The sequence below is a fragment of the Mesorhizobium sp. LNHC232B00 genome (assembly GCF_000502435.1).
Classification (GTDB): Bacteria; Pseudomonadota; Alphaproteobacteria; order Rhizobiales; family Rhizobiaceae; genus Mesorhizobium; species Mesorhizobium opportunistum.
The window spans coordinates 51,924-72,732 of the sequence record NZ_AYWP01000016.1; the positions used below are offsets into that span (position 1 = coordinate 51,924).

Annotated in this window: 19 protein-coding genes; 1 reads left to right on the top strand and 18 read right to left on the bottom strand. The window is 63.5% G+C overall.

Going from position 1 to position 20,809, the window contains the following annotated elements:
• Positions 1 to 53: 53 nt before the first annotated feature.
• The 9 genes from pnp to rimP all read right to left on the bottom strand — a co-directional run bounded on the left by pnp (position 54) and on the right by rimP (position 11,214).
• Positions 54 to 2,201, bottom strand: coding sequence for a polyribonucleotide nucleotidyltransferase (gene pnp / locus X743_RS149440; RefSeq protein ID WP_023766972.1), 2,148 nt, complete (start codon positions 2,199 to 2,201; stop codon positions 54 to 56).
• A gap of 277 nt (positions 2,202 to 2,478) precedes the next feature.
• Entirely contained in the window at positions 2,479 to 2,853 is a 375-nt protein-coding gene (gene rpsO, locus X743_RS149435; RefSeq protein ID WP_280801310.1) for a 30S ribosomal protein S15, read from the bottom strand.
• A 77-nt stretch (positions 2,854 to 2,930) separates the two neighbouring features.
• Entirely contained in the window at positions 2,931 to 4,025 is a 1,095-nt protein-coding gene (gene corA / locus X743_RS149430; protein WP_023766973.1) for a magnesium/cobalt transporter CorA, read from the bottom strand.
• A 44-nt stretch (positions 4,026 to 4,069) separates the two neighbouring features.
• Positions 4,070 to 5,062 carry a tRNA pseudouridine(55) synthase TruB gene (gene truB, locus X743_RS149425; protein WP_023766974.1) on the bottom strand — a complete coding sequence of 331 codons (993 nt, stop codon included), beginning with the start codon at positions 5,060 to 5,062 and terminating at the stop codon, positions 4,070 to 4,072.
• A complete protein-coding gene (rbfA, locus tag X743_RS149420) occupies positions 5,062 to 5,517 on the bottom strand; it encodes a 30S ribosome-binding factor RbfA (protein WP_031257936.1) in 456 nt (151 codons plus the stop codon). The genes truB and rbfA overlap by 1 nt, the downstream gene beginning before the upstream one ends.
• Before the next feature lie 139 nt (positions 5,518 to 5,656).
• The gene (gene infB / locus X743_RS149415) at positions 5,657 to 8,239 is read right to left on the bottom strand and encodes a translation initiation factor IF-2 (protein ID WP_023766976.1); all 2,583 of its coding nucleotides are present in this window, start codon (positions 8,237 to 8,239) and stop codon (positions 5,657 to 5,659) included.
• Positions 8,236 to 8,886, bottom strand: coding sequence for an RNA-binding protein (locus X743_RS149410; protein ID WP_031257937.1), 651 nt, complete (start codon positions 8,884 to 8,886; stop codon positions 8,236 to 8,238). The genes infB and X743_RS149410 overlap by 4 nt, the downstream gene beginning before the upstream one ends.
• A 38-nt stretch (positions 8,887 to 8,924) precedes the next feature.
• Entirely contained in the window at positions 8,925 to 10,520 is a 1,596-nt protein-coding gene (nusA, locus tag X743_RS149405) for a transcription termination factor NusA (RefSeq protein ID WP_013891269.1), read from the bottom strand.
• Between the two features lie 49 nt (positions 10,521 to 10,569).
• Positions 10,570 to 11,214, bottom strand: coding sequence for a ribosome maturation factor RimP (rimP, locus tag X743_RS149400; protein WP_031257938.1), 645 nt, complete (start codon positions 11,212 to 11,214; stop codon positions 10,570 to 10,572).
• Positions 11,215 to 11,574: 360 nt separating this feature from the next.
• On the opposite strand from rimP, the gene X743_RS1000000172875 reads away from it, so the two are divergent.
• Positions 11,575 to 11,739 (top strand): hypothetical protein, encoded by a 165-nt coding sequence (locus tag X743_RS1000000172875; RefSeq protein WP_023766979.1) that lies wholly within the window; start codon positions 11,575 to 11,577, stop codon positions 11,737 to 11,739.
• A gap of 29 nt (positions 11,740 to 11,768) precedes the next feature.
• Here the strand turns inward: X743_RS1000000172875 and X743_RS149395 are convergent, their stop codons facing one another.
• The 9 genes from X743_RS149395 to miaB form a co-directional block, all read right to left on the bottom strand.
• Positions 11,769 to 12,470, bottom strand: a complete 702-nt coding sequence (locus X743_RS149395; RefSeq protein WP_023766980.1) for a tRNA (guanosine(46)-N(7))-methyltransferase TrmB — start codon at positions 12,468 to 12,470, stop codon at positions 11,769 to 11,771.
• Positions 12,471 to 12,496: 26 nt separating this feature from the next.
• The gene (gene metK, locus X743_RS149390) at positions 12,497 to 13,762 is read right to left on the bottom strand and encodes a methionine adenosyltransferase (RefSeq protein WP_023766981.1); all 1,266 of its coding nucleotides are present in this window, start codon (positions 13,760 to 13,762) and stop codon (positions 12,497 to 12,499) included.
• Positions 13,763 to 13,931: 169 nt separating this feature from the next.
• A complete protein-coding gene (locus X743_RS149385) occupies positions 13,932 to 14,351 on the bottom strand; it encodes a helix-turn-helix transcriptional regulator (protein ID WP_031250313.1) in 420 nt (139 codons plus the stop codon).
• Positions 14,352 to 14,489: 138 nt separating this feature from the next.
• Positions 14,490 to 16,082, bottom strand: a complete 1,593-nt coding sequence (gene lnt / locus X743_RS149380) for an apolipoprotein N-acyltransferase (protein ID WP_023766983.1) — start codon at positions 16,080 to 16,082, stop codon at positions 14,490 to 14,492.
• Between the two features lie 99 nt (positions 16,083 to 16,181).
• Positions 16,182 to 16,652, bottom strand: a complete 471-nt coding sequence (locus X743_RS149375) for a VOC family protein (RefSeq protein WP_023766984.1) — start codon at positions 16,650 to 16,652, stop codon at positions 16,182 to 16,184.
• A gap of 16 nt (positions 16,653 to 16,668) precedes the next feature.
• Positions 16,669 to 17,763: a hemolysin family protein gene (locus tag X743_RS149370; protein ID WP_023766985.1), complete on the bottom strand. Its 1,095-nt coding sequence runs from the start codon at positions 17,761 to 17,763 to the stop codon at positions 16,669 to 16,671.
• A 28-nt stretch (positions 17,764 to 17,791) separates the two neighbouring features.
• On the bottom strand, positions 17,792 to 18,292 hold the full coding sequence (ybeY, locus tag X743_RS149365) for an rRNA maturation RNase YbeY (RefSeq protein ID WP_023766986.1): 501 nt from the start codon (positions 18,290 to 18,292) through the stop codon (positions 17,792 to 17,794).
• Between the two features lie 17 nt (positions 18,293 to 18,309).
• Positions 18,310 to 19,302, bottom strand: coding sequence for a PhoH family protein (locus X743_RS149360; protein WP_023766987.1), 993 nt, complete (start codon positions 19,300 to 19,302; stop codon positions 18,310 to 18,312).
• Positions 19,303 to 19,385: 83 nt separating this feature from the next.
• A complete protein-coding gene (miaB, locus tag X743_RS149355; RefSeq protein ID WP_023766988.1) occupies positions 19,386 to 20,795 on the bottom strand; it encodes a tRNA (N6-isopentenyl adenosine(37)-C2)-methylthiotransferase MiaB in 1,410 nt (469 codons plus the stop codon).
• Between the last annotated feature and the right edge of the window lie 14 nt (positions 20,796 to 20,809).

Here is a 20,809-nt window from a genome sequence, read left to right on the forward strand (position 1 = left end):
CGAAAGCGGGCGCGACATAAGCCGCGCCCGCTTCGATTTTCCTGTCAGACCGCTCAGGCGGCGTCTTCTTCGCCTTCGGACTTCTTGTCGCGGACGATTTCCTTGCCCGAGGCCTGGTCGACGACCTTCATCGAGAGGCGGACCTTGCCGCGCTCGTCGAAGCCCATCAGCTTGACCCAGACCTTGTCGCCTTCCTTGACGACGTCGGAGGTCTTGGCAACGCGCTCGTTGGCGAGCTGCGAGATGTGGACCAGGCCGTCGCGGGGACCGAAGAAATTGACGAAGGCGCCGAAGTCAGCGGTCTTGACGACCGTGCCTTCGTAGATTTCGCCGACTTCCGGGTCGGCGACGATGGTGTGGATCCACTTCTTCGCCGCCTCGATCTCCTTGGCGTTCGAGGAAGCGATCTTGACCGTGCCGTCGTCCTCGATGTTGATCTTGGCGCCGGTCTTCTCGACGATCTCGCGGATGACCTTGCCGCCCGAGCCGATGACGTCGCGGATCTTGTCGGTCGGGATGTGCATCACCTCGATGCGCGGCGCGAACTCACCGAGCTCGGGACGGGCACCGGTCAGGGCATGAGCCATTTCGCCGAGAATGTGCTGGCGGCCATCCTTGGCCTGGTCCAGCGCGATCTTCATGATCTCCTCGGTGATGCCTTCGATCTTGATATCCATCTGCAGCGAGGTGATGCCGCTGGTGGTGCCGGCGACCTTGAAGTCCATATCGCCGAGGTGATCTTCGTCACCCAGGATGTCGGACAGAACGGCGAAGCGCTCGCCTTCCTTGATCAGGCCCATGGCGATACCGGCGACGGGCTTGGCCAGCGGAACGCCGGCATCCATCAGCGCCAGCGAGGTGCCGCAGACGGTGGCCATCGAGGACGAGCCGTTGGACTCGGTGATCTCGGAGACGACGCGCAGCGTGTAGGGGAACTGGTCGGCGCTCGGCAGCATCGGGCGGATGGCGCGCCAGGCGAGCTTGCCGTGGCCGATTTCGCGGCGGCCCGGCGAACCCATGCGGCCGGTCTCACCGACGGAATAGGGAGGGAAGTTGTAGTGAAGGAGGAACTTCTCCTTGTACATGCCGGTCAGCGAATCGACATACTGCTCGTCCTCGCCGGTGCCGAGCGTGGCGACGACCAGCGCCTGGGTCTCACCGCGGGTGAACAGCGCCGAACCGTGGGTGCGCGGCAGCACGCCGACTTCGGAAACGATCTTGCGAACCGTCTTCAAGTCGCGGCCGTCGATGCGCGAGCCGGTGTCGAGGATGTTCCAGCGCACGACCTTGGCCTGCAGTTCCTTGAACACCGAACCGATCTGCTCGGACGTGTACTTGGCCTCTTCGCCTTCGGCCGGGGCGAAGGCTGCCTTGACCTTTGCCTTGACGGCGTCGACGGCGGCGTAGCGCTTCTGCTTGTCGACGTTCTTGTAGGCGTTGCTGAGCTCGTCACCAACGATCTTCAGCATCTCGGCTTCGAGCACGGAATAGTCCGGCGCCGTGAAATCGCGCGGCTCCTTGGCGGCGACCTCGGCCAGCTTGATGATGGCGTCGATGACCGGCTGGAAGCCCCTGTGACCGAACATGACGGCGCCGAGCATCAGCTCTTCGCCAAGTTCCTTGGCTTCGGACTCAACCATCAGCACGGCGTCGGCAGTGCCGGCGACGACGAGGTCGAGCTTGGATTCCTGCATCTCGTCGATGTGCGGGTTGAGAACGTATTCGCCGTTGATGTAACCAACGCGGGCACCGCCAACCGGTCCCATGAAGGGAACGCCCGACAGGGTCAGCGCGGCCGAGGTGGCGACGATGGACAGGATGTCCGGATCGTTCTCGAGGTCATGCTGGACCACGGTGACGACGATCTGCGTGTCGTTCTTGTAACCGTCGGCGAAGAGCGGGCGGATCGGGCGGTCGATGAGGCGGGAAACCAGCGTTTCCTTCTCGCTCGGACGGCCCTCACGCTTGAAATAGCCGCCCGGAATCTTGCCGGCGGCATAGGTCTTTTCCTGGTAGTTGACGGTCAGCGGGAAGAAGTCGAGGCCGGGCTTCGGCTCCTTCATCGAAACGACGGTGGCCAGCACCTTGGTCTCGCCGTATGTGGCGAGCACTGCGCCATCGGCCTGGCGCGCGATCTTGCCGGTTTCGAGGATGAGCGGACGGCCGCCCCATTCGATTTCCACTTTGTGGTGGTTGAACATATCTTGTCCTTAATAAGCGGAAAGGGGCGCGCCGTTTCACGGTGCGCGGATGCCCTTTCCCTGGCTTCCTTTCTCGGGCAGCCACGGGCAAGACAACGGGAAGCTCGGGTGGTGTCAGCGCGGTGAGCGCGCGAGCGTCCTGCAATCCTGCCCCATGACCGTCCATGGGCGGTTTCGAGTGGCCCTCTGCGCGCTCGAAACCGGGTCTGGCCAATCTATAAGACTGGCAGAATGCGCGACTGGCGGGCTTTCCGAGGAAAGCCCGCCAGTCAATTCGTCAACGGCGCAGACCGAGCTTCTCGATCAACGTCTGGTAGCGCGCGTCGTCCTTGCGCTTGAGATAATCAAGCAGGCTGCGGCGCTGGGAGACGAGGGCGAGCAGACCACGGCGGGAATGGTTATCCTTCTTGTGGTCCTTGAAGTGATCGGTCAGGTTCTTGATGCGCTCGGAAAGGATGGCCACCTGGACTTCCGGAGAACCGGTATCGCCCTTGGCGGTTGCGAATTCACCCATCAATTCCTGTTTGCGCTCGGCAGTAATCGACATCGTGTTTTTCCTTATCTGTTCGAGGAAACGGGTCGCCCTCAGCCGGGATGTCGTCCAGCAGGGGCCGGTGCAAGCAAAGCCTCGTGGCGCTATGCTGCGGCGCATATAGTGCAATTCCCCGGAAAACACCAGCCCAATTCACAAGCCGGCTTTTCCAGCCCAAATGGCAAGTTTTGTCGCTGCTAAAGCCATTTCTTCCACTTGAAGAAGGCAATCAGCCCGACCGCCACAACTGCCATGAACAGGAGCGATACGGGATAGCCGTAGTAGGACTTCAGCTCCGGCATGTTCCATGGCGAGGATTCAGGATCGAAATTCATGCCCCAGACGCCGACCAGGAAGGTGAGCGGCATGAAAATGACCGAGACGATGGTGAGATAGCTGATGACGTCGTTGGTGCGGGCCTGGCTCAGCGACAGATGCATCTCGATCAGCCCGGTCAGCATGTCGCGCTGGGTCTCGACCAGCTCGATCAGCCTGAGCGAATGGTCAAGCGTATCGTTGAGGAAAACCTTGGTTTCAGCCTTCACATAAGGCACGTCGTTGCGGATCAGCGTTGCCAGCGCATCGCGCATCGGCCACAGCACGCCTTTGAGGACATTGGCGTCGCGCCGCAATTCGTGCAGCTGCCGCATCTGATGCTTGTGCGGTGTGTGCAGCATCTCGTCCTCGATGCTGTCGACCAGATCGCCGGCCGCCTCGATCGGCGGGAAATAGCTGTCGACGATGGCGTCGATCAGCGCATAGGCGAGATAATCGGCGCCGCGCGCCCGCAACCGGTTGGGCGCCGAACTCTCGATGCGCTTGCGCACGGGATCGAACGGATCGCCCTCGCGCTCCTGGAAGGTGACGACGAAGTTCTCGCCGACGAAGAGGCCAATCTGTTCATAGCGATGCGAAGTGACATCGTCGATCATGCGGACGACGACGAAGGCATGATCTTCGAAGAAGTCGACCTTTGGCCGCTGGCCGGAGTTGACGACGTCCTCCAGCGCAAGCGGATGCAGACTGAAGATGCGGCCGATCTCCTCGATCAGCTGGATGTTGGCGAGACCGGTGCAGTCGAGCCAGATGACAGGCCATTTGCGGCAATTGGCCTCAATATCGTCGACGCTGGCGTTTTCGATGGTCTTGTACTTTTGCGGCGAGATCATCGTCAGCCGCAGTTCCGAACGGCGCGCCGCCGGATCGGCGATCAGCGTGCCTGGCGAGGCCCCGACCGGTGGCCGCCGCGTCTTCACCGGCGCCCGCTTTTTCACCGCCTCGGCCTTTGCCATGTGCCCCTCGAGCGTAGAATGAAACCGAGATTAGACGACAGCCGTCACCCGGCAAAGACCCGCTTGGGCTTGAACATGCCTTGCTCGATGGCGCCGATGGCGACCAGCTTGCCACGTGCCGTGGCGCAAGCTTCCTCGGCTTCGACAGGCGCGTCGCGGCCACGGATGATGACCGGATTGCCGAGGCGGATCTTGGTCGCCGCGTCGTCGCTGATGGCGATCTGCGGCAGACAGTCGAGCGCGGCGGACGTATCGACCAGAAGCGCATCGATCGCCCCGAAATCGTTCGGCGCTTCCACAACGTCGACGGCATCCGCCGTTTCCGACTTGCCTTCCCCCTCGACGTCTTCGCCCGGCGCGCCGAAACGGGCCGCCTCGAGTTCCGCGACGGTGACGAAATCCTCCGGCGTGAACGGCTCGACCTCGACCCGGCGCAGTTCGCGGATATGACCGAAGCAGCCGAGATCGCGGCCCATGTCGCGGGCCAGCGAGCGCACATAGGTGCCCTTGCCGCATTCGACTTCGAAAACGGTCTGATCGGCACCGTGCTCTACGATGTCGAGACGGCCGATCTCGATCTCGCGGGCCGGAATGTCGACCGTCTCGCCCTCGCGGGCAAGGTCGTAGGCGCGTTCGCCCGCAATCTTGATGGCCGAGAATTGCGGCGGCGTCTGCATGATGACGCCGGTGTATTTGGGAAGCAGCGCCCTGACCTCGGCTTCCGACGGCCGCTGGTCAGCCTCTTTCGTCACCGGCCCTTCGAGGTCGTCGGTCGAGCGCTCCTGCCCCCAGGCCACGGTGAAGCGATAGACCTTGGCGCCGTCCTGAACATAGGGCACGGTCTTGGTGGCTTCGCCGAGCGCGATCGGCAGCATGCCGGACGCCAGCGGATCCAGCGTGCCGGCATGGCCGGCCTTTTCGGCCTGGAACAGCCATTTGATCTTGGAAACGGCCTCGGTCGAGCCCATGCCGACAGGCTTGTCCAGCACCACCCAGCCGGAGACCGGCCGGCCCTTCTTCTTGCCTCGGCGCGCCATTATTCGCTGTCCCCGTCCTCTTTGTTCCTGTCGTCTTTGGCCCTGTCTTCTTGGGCCTTGTCGTCGTCCGCGTCGAGATCACGCGCCACTTCGGGCGATTTCAGCAGGTCGTTGATCCTGGCGAAATTGTCAAAGGAGGTGTCCAGCCTGAAGCGGAACTCCGGCATGTACTTCATTTGCCGAAGCGCGCCGGAGACACGGCCGCGCACAAATTTCGCATGCTTGTTGAGCGCCTCGATCACGGCCTCGGCATCCTTGGCGCCGAGCGGAGAAACAAAGGCAGTGGCGATCTTGAGATCGGGCGACATACGCACTTCGGAGACCGAAACGACCGAATTCTCGATCAGCGGGTCGATAATGTCGCCGCGCTGCAAGGTTTCGGAGAGCGCATGGCGCACCTGTTCGCCGACGCGCAGCATGCGCTGGGATGGGCCGGATGTGGTGGAACGGGGCATTTTTCTCAATCCTGAAAGCGTGAGGCTCGGGATAGGACCGTGCCTCATGTCTCAAACAGTCATTCTCAACAGGCAATCTCAACAGGCTTGAGGGCGGCGGCCTTTCGACCACCGCCCGATATTAACAAGCCACTCGAACTCAGAGCGTCCGGGTCACCATCTCGACGCGGAAGCACTCGATGACGTCGCCGACCCGCATGTCCTCGTAGTTCTGGAAGGCCATGCCGCACTCCTGGCCGCCTGGCACTTCCGAAACCTCGTCCTTGAAGCGCTTGAGGGTCTTCAGCGTGCCTTCGTGGATGACGACGTTGTCGCGGATCAGGCGCACGCCCGCCCCGCGCTCGACCTTGCCTTCGGTGACACGGCAGCCGGCGATCTTGCCGACCTTGGTGATGTCGAAGATCTCGAGGATCTCGGCATTGCCGATGAAGGTTTCGCGGCGCTCCGGCGACAGCAGGCCCGACAGAGCCGCCTTCACGTCATCCACGAGGTTGTAGATGATCGAGTAGTAGCGGATCTCGATGCCAGCAGCCGCGGCGGCGGCACGTGCCTGCACGTTGGCGCGGACGTTGAAGCCGATGATCGCTGCACCCGAAGTTTCCGCCAGCGAGACATCGCTTTCGGTGATGGCGCCGGCGCCGGCGTGGACGATGCGCGCACGCACCTCGTCGGTGCCGAGCTTGTCCAATGCAGCGTTGATCGCCTCAATCGAACCCTGCACGTCGCCCTTGATGACCAGCGGGAATTCCTTCAGCCCGCTTGTCTGCAACTGCGACATCATCTGTTCGAGCGAGCCGCGCTGGCCGGCATGCCTGGCGACCGCCTTCTCGCGGGCCAGACGCTGGCGATACTCGGTGATCTCGCGGGCGCGGGCCTCGTTGTTGACCACGGCGAAGCGGTCACCGGCCTGCGGCGTGCCCTGAAGGCCGAGTACCTCGACCGGCATTGCCGGCGGCGCTTCCTTGATCTGCTCGCCGCGATCGTTGACCAGCGCGCGCACCCGGCCCCATTCGTTGCCGGCGACGAGGATGTCGCCCGGCATCAAGGTGCCGGTCTGCACCAGCACGGTGGCGACGGGACCACGGCCCTTGTCGAGCTGCGCCTCGATGACGACGCCCTCGGCGGTGCGGTCCGGATTGGCCTTCAGGTCGAGGATTTCGGCCTGCAGCAGGATCGCCTCGAGCAGCTTGTCGAGATTGGTGCCCTTGGTCGCCGACACTTCGACGTCCAGCACTTCACCGCCCATGGATTCGACGAAGACCTCATGGCGCAGCAGTTCGGAGCGAACCTTCTGCGGATCGGCGTCATGCTTGTCGATCTTGTTGATCGCCACGATGATCGGAACGCCGGCCGCTTTGGCATGGCTGATCGATTCGATCGTCTGCGGCATCACGCTGTCGTCGGCCGCCACCACAAGGATGGCGATGTCGGTGGCCTGGGCGCCGCGGGCGCGCATCGCCGTGAAGGCGGCGTGGCCGGGCGTGTCGATGAAGGTGATCTTCTGACCATTCTTCTCGACCTGATAGGCGCCGATATGCTGGGTGATGCCGCCGGCCTCGCCGGAGACGACATTGGCATTGCGGATGGCATCGAGCAGCGAGGTCTTGCCGTGGTCGACGTGGCCCATGATGGTCACGACCGGCGGACGCGACACCAGGTCCTCCGCATTATCGGCGATGTTGAACAGGCCTTCCTCGATGTCGGACTCGGCGACGCGGCGGACCGTGTGGCCGAATTCGGTGGCGACCAGTTCGGCCGTGTCGGCGTCGATGACGTCGCCCGGCTTCAGGATCTGGCCCTGCTTCATGAAGAACTTGACCACATCGACCGCACGTTCGGACATGCGCTGCGCCAGTTCCTGGATGGTGATGGTCTCGGGCAGGATCACTTCGCGCATGACTTTCTCGCGCGGCTCATTGTGCATCGCGCGCTTGAACTTTTCCTGGCGGCGGCGCATCGACGACAGCGAACGGGCCCGCGCATCCTCGTCGGAAAGCGCGGAGTTCAGCGTCAGCTTGCCACGGCGGCGGTCTTCCTCGCCTTTGGTCGGCTTGGCCGGACGCGCCACTTCGGGCGTGACCGGGCGGCGCACCGGCGCACCGGCACCTGTCCGCTTCGGCTTGACCTCTTCCTCCTCGTCGGCGGTTGCCAACTCGGCTGCCAGCGGCGCGCGGCGGCGCGCCTCTTCCTCGGCACGACGGCGGGATTCGGCTTCCGTCTGCAGGCGTGCCTCTTCCTCGGCCTGACGGCGCGCGGATTCCTCGCGCTCACGCTTGCGGCGCTCTTCGTCCTCGGCGCGGCGCTTGGCTTCCTCGGCGGCGCGCTGACGGTCCTCGACCTCGCGGACCTTGGAGCCTTCGAGCGCCCTGCGGCGCGCTTCCATTTCGGAGCGCGACAGTTCGTTCAGCACCATGCCGCTGCGCTCGACCGGAGGCGGCGGAGGCGGAGGCGCCTTGGGCGCTTCCTGCACCACGGGTGGCGCGGCCACGACCGCCGCGGGCTTCGGCGTGAAGACGGGCGCAGGGGCAGCGGCAACCGGCTCCGGCTTGTCGCCGGGCAGCGAGAACTTGCGCTTCTTGGTCTCGACCACGACCGACTTGGTACGGCCATGCGAGAAGTTCTGGCGCACGGTGCCCTGTTCCATGCCGGGGCGCTTCAACGTCAAGGTCTTCTTCGGCGTAACGCTCAACGTCTTGTCGTCGCCCGATTTCGTATCGCTCATTCCATATCCTCTGCAGCATCATCTTCGTCAGCAACGGCCGCAAGCATTGCCAGATCGTCCGGGGTACCGCCCCGATATCGGTCAAGCGCAACCATGCGCTTCTGGACCGCCTTACCCGCGTCTCCCGCGAGGACGGCAGCATGTATCACATTTGTACCCCCCAATGCCAAGCTCAACTCGGCCTCGGAGAAAAGTTTGTAGGCAAGGATGGAGGGGCCGCCGATATGGACGGTCGCCCGCCGCGCCTGGCTGATCTTGCGTACGCCGTCGTCGGACGCCTCGGTCGCGTGGAGCACGAAAAGTGCCAGTCCACCGCGCACTGCGCTCTCGACCTTGGTGGCACCAAGAGAAATCGCGCCTGCCTTGCGGGCGAGGCCCAGAATACCCAGAGCGGATCTGGAAAGCAGCCCATCGACCATGCCGCCCAGATCGGGCGGCACGACCACCTGTGCCTTGAAGGCGCGGGCAAAGAGGTTCTTCGCCGCCGCCTTCTCGATATGTAGGCGGTCGGCACTCACCCAGCAACCGCGGCCGGGCAGATTTCTCTTGAGATCCGGAACGACGGCCGAATCCGGGCCGACGACGAACCGGATCAATTCATCCGGTTCGGCCTGCTTGCGGGTGACGATGCAGGTGCGATCGTTCATCTCGTCCAAGGGCGGGTTGTGTGCGATGCGGTTTCACCTCACGCACCAACGGCTTCGTCAGCCGGTGCTTCCTCGGCTGCAAGCTCGTCTTCGGTGATCCAGCCGGCCTTGAGACGGGCATTCAGCACCATCTGCTCGGCATCGGCACGCGAAACGCCATGATTGGCCAGAACGCCGGGATACACCTTGGTCTCGCCGTCCTTGCGTTCCTTCCAGCCGGTCAGGTCGTCGGCGGCATAGCCGGCGAAATCCTCGATCGTCTTCACGCCGTCCTCGCCGAGCGTCACCATCATGGCGGTGGTGATGCCGGGAATTTCGCGCAGTTCGTCCGAGACGCCCAGCGCCTTGCGCTTGTCGTCATGCTCGGCTTCGATCTTCTCGAGATATTCGCGGGCGCGGGTCTGGATTTCCGACGCGGTGTCCTCATCGAAGCCGTCGATCGAGGCGATTTCGCCGGCATCGACATAGGCGACTTCCTCGACGCTGGTGAAGCCTTCCGAGGCCAGCACCTGGCCGACCATCTCGTCGACGTCGAGGGCTTCCATGAACAGCGCCGAGCGCTCGACGAATTCCTTCTGGCGGCGTTCGGACTCCTCTGCCTCGGTCAGGATGTCGATGTCCCAGCCGGTGAGCTGCGAGGCGAGACGCACGTTCTGGCCGCGGCGGCCGATGGCCAGCGACAGCTGATCGTCGGGAACCACCACTTCGATGCGCTCCGCGTCCTCGTCGAGCACGACCTTGGCGACTTCCGCCGGCTGCAGCGCATTGACGATGAAGGAGGCCGCCGAAGGCGACCACGGAATGATGTCGATCTTCTCGCCCTGCAGTTCGCCGACGACGGCCTGGACGCGGCTGCCGCGCATACCGACGCAGGCGCCGACCGGATCGATCGAGCTGTCACGCGAGATGACGGCGATCTTGGCGCGCGAGCCCGGGTCGCGGGCGACCGACTTGATCTCGATGATGCCGTCGTAAATTTCCGGCACTTCCATGGTGAAGAGCTTGGCCATGAACTGCGGATGGGTGCGCGACAGGAAGATCTGCGGGCCGCGCTGCTCGCGGCGCACGTCGTAGACATAGGCGCGGACGCGGTCGCCATATTTGTAGTTTTCGCGCGGGATCAGCTCGTCGCGGCGGATGATCGCCTCGCCACGGCCGAGATCGACGATGACGTTGCCATACTCGACGCGCTTGACGGTGCCGTTGACGATCTCGCCGATGCGGTCCTTGTACTCGTCATACTGGCGGTCGCGCTCGGCCTCGCGCACCTTCTGCACGATGACCTGCTTGGCCGACTGGGCGGCGATGCGGCCGAAATCCATCGGCGGCAGCTGTTCGGCGATGAAGTCGCCAAGCTGGGCGTCGGGATTGCGCTCGCGCGCCGAGGAAATGGCGATCTGGGTCGCGTAGTCATCGACTTTCTCGACCACTTCCATCAGCCGCTGCAGCTTCATCTCACCGGTGTTGGGATTGATGTCGGCGCGGATGTTGGTCTCCTGGCCGTAACGCGAGCGCGCCGCCTTCTGGATCGCATCGGCCATGGCGGCGATGACGATCGACTTGTCGATCGACTTTTCACGTGCGACCGCGTCGGCAATCTGCAGCAGTTCAAGTCTGTTGGCGCTTACAACCATGTTTTTTCTCCCGAGCCTGTCAGCCGGGCTTTTACGCCCGGCAGCTCAATCAACTTTCCTGTTCGTGTTCTTCCGTGGCGTCCGCTTCCGTACCCTCGGGCACGTCGTCCGGCTCGCCGCGGCGTTTCTTGGCTTCCTTGCGCGCCCTGTTGTCCTTCGACAACGCATCGCGAATGAGGTCGTCGGTCAGGATCAACCGGGTCTCGGAAATGGCGTCGTAGGGCACGCGCACCGTCGGCTCCTCGCCATAGGCCGCCTTGTCGCGCTCGATGAGCACATCGTTCTCACCAGCCTCGGCGATCTTGCCCTTGAAACGCTTGCGATCGGCGACGATGACCGATGTTTCCATCTTCACCAGATGGCCGGTCCAGGTCACGAAATCCGATTTGCGCACCAGCGGCCGATCGATGCCGGGCGAAGACACTTCGAGATGATACGCCTTCTCGATCGGATCGTCGACGTCGAGCGCCGGCGACACCGCGCGGCTGACCTCTTCGCAATCCTCGACGGTCATGGTGCCGTCCTCGCGCTCGGCCATGATCTGCAGCGTCAAGCCGTTCTGGCCGGATAGATGCACGCGCACGAGGCGAAAGCCGATGCCGCGCAGCACCGGCTGGATGATCAGCGCGATGCGCGCATCGATACCGCTCTCGCGGATGATGCGGTCGTCACCTTCGCTTGTCATTGAAGTCATCAATTGCCTGTCGTTCGTTTCGCAATGTTCTTTAGTTTGCGCATCGGAACCATCCGAAAACCGCTTCGCACTTTTCGGCCGATGCACCCGGCAGGTAATAAAAAAGAGCGGGACCGGGTGGACCCACTCTTCGTCATACCGACCAAGAATTTGAGGCTGATATAAACGAACACCGCCTGTGTTTCAAGCCCGCCGTGACAGCCCGCCGTGCAAGGTCGGCAAAAGCCCTGACGGCATCAGCATTGCTCCAGGCGCATGGCGCCCATGCGACAATCCCCCTGTGAGAGGCGGGAGGGCGCCCTTATTTGTTAGCCACGACACGAACAGACGCGGCGCTGTGGCGCGCGAAAGGACAAGATCATGGGCAACCGCAGACTATTTTCCGCCTTGGGCGACCTCTTCACCGCATTCGGCGGCGCGGTCGCCGCCTCGCGCGCCGTGGAAGCCGGCCGCAAGCCGCGTGCCGACGACCAGCGCAAGCTGGACATGGATCCGGCTATCTTCAACAGGATCGGCCGTTTCTGAAAATCCGGCGGGAGGCGCCGTGACGGCACCTATTTCCTGACAAAGGTCAGATAGGCCGGCCGCCGGCCCTCGCGAATGGCCTTCGCCTCGTAACGCGTACCCGGCCAGCCCTCATAGGGGCTGTTCCAGTCGCCGGCATCCGCCGCCTGCCATACGAAGGCGCCATGCGCCCGGCAATGCAGCAACGTCCAATTCACATAAGTGTCGATGTCGGACGCGAAACGGAACTTTGAGCCCGGCTTCAGGACGCGCGCGAAGCGGTCGAGATTGACCGCACTGACGAAGCGCCGCTTCCAATGCTTCTTCTTCGGCCAGGGATCCGGATAGAGAAGATCGATGCCGTCGAGCGAGGCCGGCGGCAGCCAATCGAGCAGCCGGGTGGCATCGTCATCGAAGACGCGCAGATTGGCCAGCGGCCGCTGCCTAACCGCCATCATCATCTTGGCCATGCCGTTGACGAAGGGCTCGACGCCGACAAATCCGGTTGTCGGCGCCTCGATGGCGCGGTGCAGAAGATGTTCGCCGCCGCCAAAGCCGATCTCAAGGCGGACGGCCGAGACATCGGCCTCAAACAAGGTGCGCAGATCCGACGGCGCTTCAGCCGTCAGATCGAGCCGGTAGGTGCCGAGACCGCTTTCCAGCGCCGCCGCCTGCTGCGGGCGGACCGGCTTGCCGCGCCGACGGCCGAAGAAGGCTTCGGTCGCGCGGCTTGGCCTGTGTTCGGGGCTCATCTGGTGCCGCGGGATCTGTCGGGCGCTCAGACCGCGACAGCATCCTTGAGCGCCTTGGCCAGATCGGTCTTCTCCCAGGAGAAGGACCCGTCACGGCCAGCCTTGCGGCCGAAATGGCCATAAGACGACGTTTTGGCATAGATCGGCTTGTTGAGATCGAGATGACGGCGGATGCCGGATGGCGACAGGTCCATCACGGTGCGCAGCGCATCCTCGAGCTTTGCCTCGTCGACCTTGCCGGTGCCGTGCAGGTCGACATAGACCGACAAGGGCTGGGCGACGCCGATGGCGTAGGAAAGCTGGATGGTGCAGCGGTCGGCAAGCTTGGCCGCCACGACATTCTTGGCCAGATAGCGCGCCGCGTAGGCCGCCGAACGGTCGACCTTGGTGGTGTCCTTGCCGGAGAAGGCGCCGCCGCCGTGCGGTGCCGCACCGCCATAGGTATCGACAATGATCTTGCGGCCGGTCAGCCCGGCATCGCCGTCCGGTCCGCCAATGACGAACTTGCCGGTCGGGTTGATGTACCACATGCAGTCGTCGGCGATCTTGAGGTCGCCAAGCGCCTCGCGGATGTAGGGTTCGACGACCTTGCGGACCTTCTTGGAATCCCAGCTTGAATCCAGATGCTGGGTCGACAGCACGATCTGCGTTGCCTCTGCGGCCTTGCCGTCGACGTAGCGGACGGTGACCTGGCTCTTGGCGTCCGGCCCGAGCTTGCCGGCCTCGCCATTGTTCTGGTGACGGGCGGCGGCCAGAAGTTCGAGGATCTTGTGGCTGTAGTAGATCGGCGCCGGCATCAGGTCGGGCGTCTCGCGGCAGGCATAGCCGAACATGATGCCCTGATCGCCGGCACCTTCTTCGCCCTGGCGATCGGCGGCGTTGTCGACGCCCTGGCCGATGTCAGGCGACTGGCCATGCAGCAGGACTTCGATCTTCGCCGTCTTCCAGTGGAAACCGGCCTGTTCGTAGCCGATCTCGCGGATAGCCTTGCGGGCGACGGATTTGAACTTCGCCGGATTCACGACAGGGTGGCCCGCCGCGTCCATGAGGACGTTGCCGGCCTTGTCCTTCTTCAGCAGCGTCTCGGGAACGCGCACCTCGCCGGCGATGACGACGCGGTTGGTGGTCGCCAAGGTCTCGCAGGCGACGCGGACTTTCCACGGGTCCATGCCGGTCTTCTTGGCCTCACGGTAGACCAGATCGACAATCTCGTCGGAAATCCGGTCACAGACTTTGTCGGGATGGCCCTCGGCAACGGATTCCGAGGTAAAGAAGTAGTTCTGCCGCGTCACGGGTGTCCCCTCTTGAAAAACGATCGGCAGGCTGCCGATTTTGGCGCGCCACGTGTTAGCGGGGCAAAGCGCTGCTCGTCAAGCGTCGCCGCCGTCCTGGCATGAATGTCGGAGCCGATATTTTATGCCACCGGCGGCGCGGTGCCGCCGGTTCGAAGCGCATTGCGGATCAGTCGAGATCGTCGGCGGCGAGCGACTTCACAAGGTCGATGATCCTGCGGCGCACCTTGACGTCGGCGATCTTGACAAAGGCACGGTTGAGCTGGAGTCCTTCTGGACTGCCGCAGAATTCGACGGCGAAAGCCATCGACGCATCCTCGGCAAAGCCGCGGTTGGCCGAGGATTCCTGGCCTGGCGCATCCTCGAAAAAGAAGGCGACGGGCACGCCGAGTATGGAAGCAATCGCCTGCAGGCGGCTGGCGCCGACGCGGTTGGTGCCCTTTTCATACTTCTGGATTTGTTGAAATGTGATGCCGAGATTCTCGCCCAGCTTTTCCTGGCTCATTCCGAGCATATTGCGGCGAAGCCGGACGCGGCTTCCAACGTGGATGTCTATGGGATTCGGTTTCTTCTTGTTTTCTTCTGTCATTTTTTCCTCGCCGAATTTTTTCGGCTTTGTGATTTTTTTCTCGCCCAAACAAAGCCGGAGGCGACTGCCCCAACAGTATGATCCACCGGCTTCGAGAAATTTCAGGCGGTACAGTATGAGTTTCTAATGTGCCAACTGTCAATTCACCCGTAGCCTTTGCCTTACGTTCAACAGTGCCCCGCCCAGCGCAAACAGCAACGTGATCAGCATTCCGTTAATGCGTCGCTGACCCTCGGAAGCGACTGTCTGTTCGGCAATAGGCACCTTCACATCGATGGCCCCGCGCGCGTCGATCGCCAGCGCATCGACGATGCGTCCACGTTGGTCGACAACGGCCGAGATGCCGTTGTTGGCGGCACGCAACAAGGGCAACCCGTTCTCCACAGCGCGAATCTGAGCCTGCCTGAAATGCTGATACGGCCCCGGCGTGTCGCCGAACCAGGCATCATTGGTAACGTTCACAATAAGCTGTGCTGACGTAGCGTCAACTGCCACCAGGTCGGGAAAGATCACCTCGTAACAGATAAATGGCAGGGCACGGAGGCCGCCCGGCAGCGTGATGGCGTGGCGCTCGTTGCCGGCCGTGAACGTCATCGGCCCGGCGACGAGCTGTTCGATGCCGAAACGGCTGAGCAGGTCGGCAAAAGGCAGGTACTCGCCGAACGGCACCAGATGGACCTTGTCGACGGCATCGGCGATTTCACCCTTGTCGTCGATCGCCACCACCGAATTGTAATAGCGGCTGTCGGCGCCGGCGGCCGAGCCGCCTTCCTCGCGAACGACGCCGGCGATCAGCATCTGGCCGTCGCCCAGCATGTCGCCCAGCGCCGTCAACGCGTCAGGGCGCTCGGTGAAAAGGAACGGCACCGATGTTTCCGGCCACAGGATCAGCTGCGGCTTGTCGTGACCGGGGTCCGGCGCCTTGGCGGACAGGCCCAGCAAGGTGGCGAAGATGCGATCGCGCACCGAGGCGTCCCACTTCTCCGACAGGTCCACGGCCGGCTGAACGATGCGGACATTCAAGCTGCGCTCCGCAGGCTTTTCGGGAGCGGCGAGCCTGACATAGCCGAAGCCGACATGGGCGGCGGCGAGGGCGACAAACAGCGCCGCGCCAAGGCGCAGGTGCCGGCGCGCCGCCAGCAGCGCCGGCAGCGCGAAGAGGAACACGGCGAGCGCGTTCATGCCGATCATGCCGGTCACCGAGACGCTCTGCATCAGAAGGGGCACGGGCATCGCCGCGTAGCCGATCGCATTCCAGGGAAAACCTGTGAACAAGAAGCCGCGCAGCCACTCCGCCAGCGCGAAGCCGAAGGCGAGTGCCGCGATGCGGCCGATGTCGCTGCTCCACAAAAGCCGGGCGACCACCGTTGCAAAGCCATAGAAAAAGGCGAGCGCGAAGGGAATACCGACCACCGCGAACGGAAGCGCCCAGGCAAAGCTGTCGGCCTCGACCAGCAACGCCGAACCGATCCACCAGAGACCGGCGAGGAAATAGCCGAAGCCGAACCACCAGCCGACGGCAAAAGCCGGCCGCAGGCGCCGGAACAGGCTGCCGGAGGCTTCGCCGGTCGCGCCGTCGAGCAACCAGACCAGCACCGGAAACGAGATGAAGCAAGCGGCGAAGAAATCGTATGGCGCCTGGCCAAGCACCGCCAGGGCGCCTGCGAGAAAGGCCACGAGCGCGCGCCGCCAACCCCAAAGCAGAATTATCCGGCCGGCAAGGCGCACCATGCATACTTCCGAGTCGTGCGAATCAGGAAGAAAGATTTAACAGGCCGCGGTCCGCGCTCCAAACGCCGGCCGGTCGACCACGGTTTCCCACCAAGGCGACTACCGGTGCCAGCCTTCTATCCGCACGCCACCAAGCCGTTCGGCCTCCTCGCGGGACACGACGCGGATCGTCTGCGAGAAAGTCCAGACGTGGCCTTCGGGATCGCGCGCCCGATACTGGCGTTCGCCGTAGAACCGGTCCGCCGGCTCCTGGATTATTACAGCACCGGCCGCCCGCGCCTGCTCGCAATGGCCATCCAGGCCGTGCTTCAACCTGACATAAACCGACTGCGTGTTCTTGCCCGAGACCGAAACGGGGCTGGCGACATAGTCGCTCCATTCGGAATCGACGATGATGGTGCAATCGCCGAACCGCATCTCGGCGTGGACGAGCTTGCCCTCGGCATCGCTGACCACCATGCTGCGCTCGAAGCCGAAAGCCGCTTCGAGCCAATCCAGCGCAGCGCGCGGATCCCTGTAGAAGACACCGGAACCCAGGCTCGCATGCTTGAACGGGTCGTCGATCGTCATCGAGCGCGCGAAACGCTCACGCCTGCTCGGTGCGCGCGGTGGCGCGCCGGCGTCGCTCGCCCTTCTGGCTCTGCACGATGCGCACGCGCTTGACGCGGCGCGGATCGGCATCGAGCACATGGAACTCGAAACCGGGGATGGCCTGCACCACCTCGCCGCGCGCCGGCACGCGGCCGAGCGTGTTGAAGATCATGCCGCCGATGGTGTCGACATACTCGCCATGTTCGCCGGCAGCGAAACCCTCACCGATCATCTTGGCGACTTCGTCGATCTCGGCCTTGCCGTCGACGACGAACACGCCGTCACCGGCCTGGGTGATCATCGGCTCGTCGTCGTCATGCTCGTCCTCGATGTCGCCCACGACCATTTCGACGATGTCCTCGAGCGAGACAAGCCCGTCCGTGCCGCCATATTCGTCGATGACCAGCGCCATCTGCGTGCGCGTCGTCTGCATGCGGCCCATCAGGTCGGAGGCAAGCATCGATGGCGGCACGAACAGAACCTGGCGGATCAGGTTGAGCTCGCCGATGGTGCGCGAAAGGTCGACCTGGGCAAGATCGAGCTGCGTGGCGACGGGCGTCTTCCTGGTGGTGCGGCCCTTCTTGACGCGCGCGAGCTTGGTGATGTGGGCCAGAACATCACGGATATGGACCATGCCGCGCGGATCATCGAGCGTCTCGGAATAGACCGGCATGCGGGAATGGCCGGATTGTTCGAACGTGCCCAGGAGGTCGCCGAGCGTCGTCGTGATCTCGACCCCCTGGATGTCGGTGCGCGGCACCATGACGTCCTCTACCCGCACCTCGCGCAGGCGCAGGATGTTGTTGAGCATGGCGCGTTCGCCAGGCGAAAAGGCGCCGGCATCACTCGCCGTCTCGGCCAGCGCGCCGGCGATTTCCTCGCGCAGGCTGGTGCCGTTGCGTTGCCGGAACAGGCCCAGCACGCGTTCGAACAGGGAGGGGCCGGCAGGCGAAGTTTCGCTGGCAACGCTGCCGATGCTGGCAGCACCAGGAGTAACGGTACTCGGACTTGATCCCTCTTCCGAAGTATCGGAAGCCTTGGGCGCACTGCCGGCGTCGGGGCGGGCGGCAGTCTCTGGTTTGTCGTTCATCTTCGTCCGGTCAATTGGTCTTTTGTAGTTACGCGTAGGGATCGGGAATGGCAAGCCTTGCAAGCGCTGCGCGTTCGACGGCTTCCATCGCCTCGGCCTCGGTGTCGGTCTCGTGGTCGTAGCCCATGAGGTGCAGCAGGCCGTGGATCACGAGATGGGTGATATGGTTCTCCAAGGGCTTGTCTTCCAGTGCCGCCTCGCGCGCCACGGTTTCGGCGGCGAGCACGATGTCGCCCAGCATCGGCGGCAATGGACCATCCTTCACATGCGGAAAAGCCGGGAAAGACAAGACGTTGGTGGGCTTGTCCTTGCCGCGCCAGTCCGCATTCAAGGTGCGGATATGAGCGTCGTCGGAAAAAACGATGCTGAGTTCGGAATGTCCTGCCGCACCAGTTTCGGCGAAAGCAGCCGCGACAGCGCGATCGACCAATCGCGCCAGGCTTGCCTCAGCGGGCCAGTCGCCCGCTTCAATCGATATATCGATCTCGACGGGAAGGCTCCCGTCGACGGATGTGCTGTCCTCAGGCATGAGGCCGCATCGTCAGATCAATTCTCGGCACCGAGGCCGCGCGCCAGCTTGGCGTCGCGGTCATAGGCCCTGACGATTTCCGCCACCAGCGGATGGCGAACGACGTCGATATCGTTGAAGCGCACGGTTACCGCTCCGGCCACACCGTCGAGCACACGCAAGGCCTCGACCAAGCCCGATTTGGTGCTCGGTGGCAGGTCGATCTGGGTGGGATCGCCGGTGACGATCATGCGCGAGTTCTCGCCGAGACGGGTGAGAAACATCTTCATCTGCATCGGCGTGGTGTTCTGCGCCTCGTCGAGGATGACGGCGGCATGCGCCAGCGTGCGGCCGCGCATGAAAGCGAGCGGCGCGATTTCGATGACTTCGGCGGCAATCGCACGCTCGACCTTGTCGGCCGGCATCATGTCGTAGAGCGCGTCATAGAGCGGCCGCAGATAGGGATCGACCTTCTCCTTCATGTCGCCCGGCAGAAAGCCCAGCCGTTCGCCCGCCTCGACGGCCGGCCGCGACAGGATGATGCGTTCGACCATGCCGCGTTCGAGCAGCATCGCTGCGTGCGCCACCGCCAGATAGGTCTTGCCGGTGCCGGCCGGACCGATGCCGAACACCAGTTCCGACCGCTCCAGCGCCCGCATATAGGCGTCCTGGTTGAGCGAGCGGGCATAGATCGTCTTCTTGCGGGTGGCGATCTGGGCAGCGGAAACCTTGCCCTTGCGCTCCAGCGTCGGCAGCGTCAGCTGATCGTCGGCGGCGACCGCCATGCGCACGGCGCCGTCGACGTCGGACTGGCCGATATCGACGCCCTTCTGGAGGATCCCGTAGAGATTGTCCAAGGCGCGGCGTGCCTGTTCGGCGGCCGAAGCGGATCCCTTGATGGTCAACTGGTTGCCGCGCGAGCGTATGTCGACGCCGAGCTTTTGCTCGAGCCGGGCGAGGTTTTCATCGAACTGGCCGTAAAGGGCGCTGGCAAGCTTGTTGTTGTCGAAAGTCAGAACGATGTGCGCCATATCAGAAGCCCCAGATGCCGGTACCGGGGGCAGGTTCTTCAGCTCTGCTGCGCTCAACCGTCTCTCCTCATCTGCCGAGACCCTCAGGCCAATTCGGCGAACAGGCTGTTGTAGCCCGTCTTCGTGATTCGCACCTGGATAATGTCACCGATTTCGCCGGCCTTTTCATCAACAATAACCGGCTGCAGCCAAGGCGAGCGGCCAACCTTCTGGCCGGCCTGGCGGCCGGGCTTCTCGATCAGCGTGTCGATGGTGCTGCCGACCAGGCTCAGACCGAAATCCTGCTGCTGTTTCAAGAGCAGTGCCTGCAGACGCTGCAGGCGCTCGTCCTTGACCGTTTCCGGCACGTGATCGGCCATCTCAGCGCCCGGCGTGCCCGGACGCGGCGAATATTTGAACGAAAAGGCCGAGGCGTAGTTGACCTGGCGCACCAGTTCCATGGTCGCCTCGAAATCGGCTTCCGTCTCGCCGGGGAAACCGACGATGAAATCGCCTGATAGCGCGATGTCGGGCCGGGCAGCGCGGATGCGATCGAGCAGCGCCAGATAATCCCTGGCCGTGTGCCTGCGGTTCATCGCCTTGAGGATGCGGTCCGATCCGGACTGCACGGGCAAATGCAGGTAAGGCATCAGCGACGGCAGGTCTCGGTGGGCGGCGATCAGTTCGTCGTCCATGTCGCGCGGGTGGCTGGTGGTGTAGCGCAGCCGCGCCAGCCCGGGGATTTCGGCCAGCCGATGCAGCAGCCGGCCAAGGCCCCATTCCTCGCCATTCTCACCCTGGCCGTGCCAGGCATTGACGTTCTGGCCAAGCAGCGTCACCTCGCGCACCCCGGCCTCGGCTAGGCGCTCGGCCTCGGCGACGATCTGCGCCACCGGCCGCGAGACTTCGGAGCCTCTGGTATAGGGCACGACGCAGAAGGTGCAGAACTTGTCACACCCTTCCTGCACGGTGAGGAAGGCTGTCACGCCGCGCTTGATGACCTCGGCGCGCTTCGGCTGCGGCAGATGCTCGAACTTGTCCTCGATGGCATAGTCGGTGTCGACGATCTTCTCGCCACCGCGCACTCTCGCCAACACGTCTGGCAGGCGATGATAGGTCTGCGGCCCGATGACCAGATCGACGGCGGGCGAACGGCGGATGATCTCGGCGCCTTCGGCCTGCGCCACGCAGCCGGCAACGCCGATCAACATGTCGCGGCCGGCGCTGGCGCGCTCCGCCTTCATGTCACGGATGCGGCCGAGTTCGGAATAGACCTTTTCGGCGGCTTTTTCCCTGATATGGCAGGTGTTGAGCAGCACCAGATCGGCCTCGCCGATGGCATCGGTCGCGGTATAGCCGTCGGCGGCCAGCGCATCGGCCATGCGCTGTGAATCATAGACGTTCATCTGGCAGCCATAGGTCTTGATGAAGACCTTTTTCGCTGCCACGGCGTGCACCGCCGGCTGTCCAGCCAGCGTGCCGATGTCGTCGTTTTCAATCGTGTTCAAGTCCATCTGGCGGCTTCTAA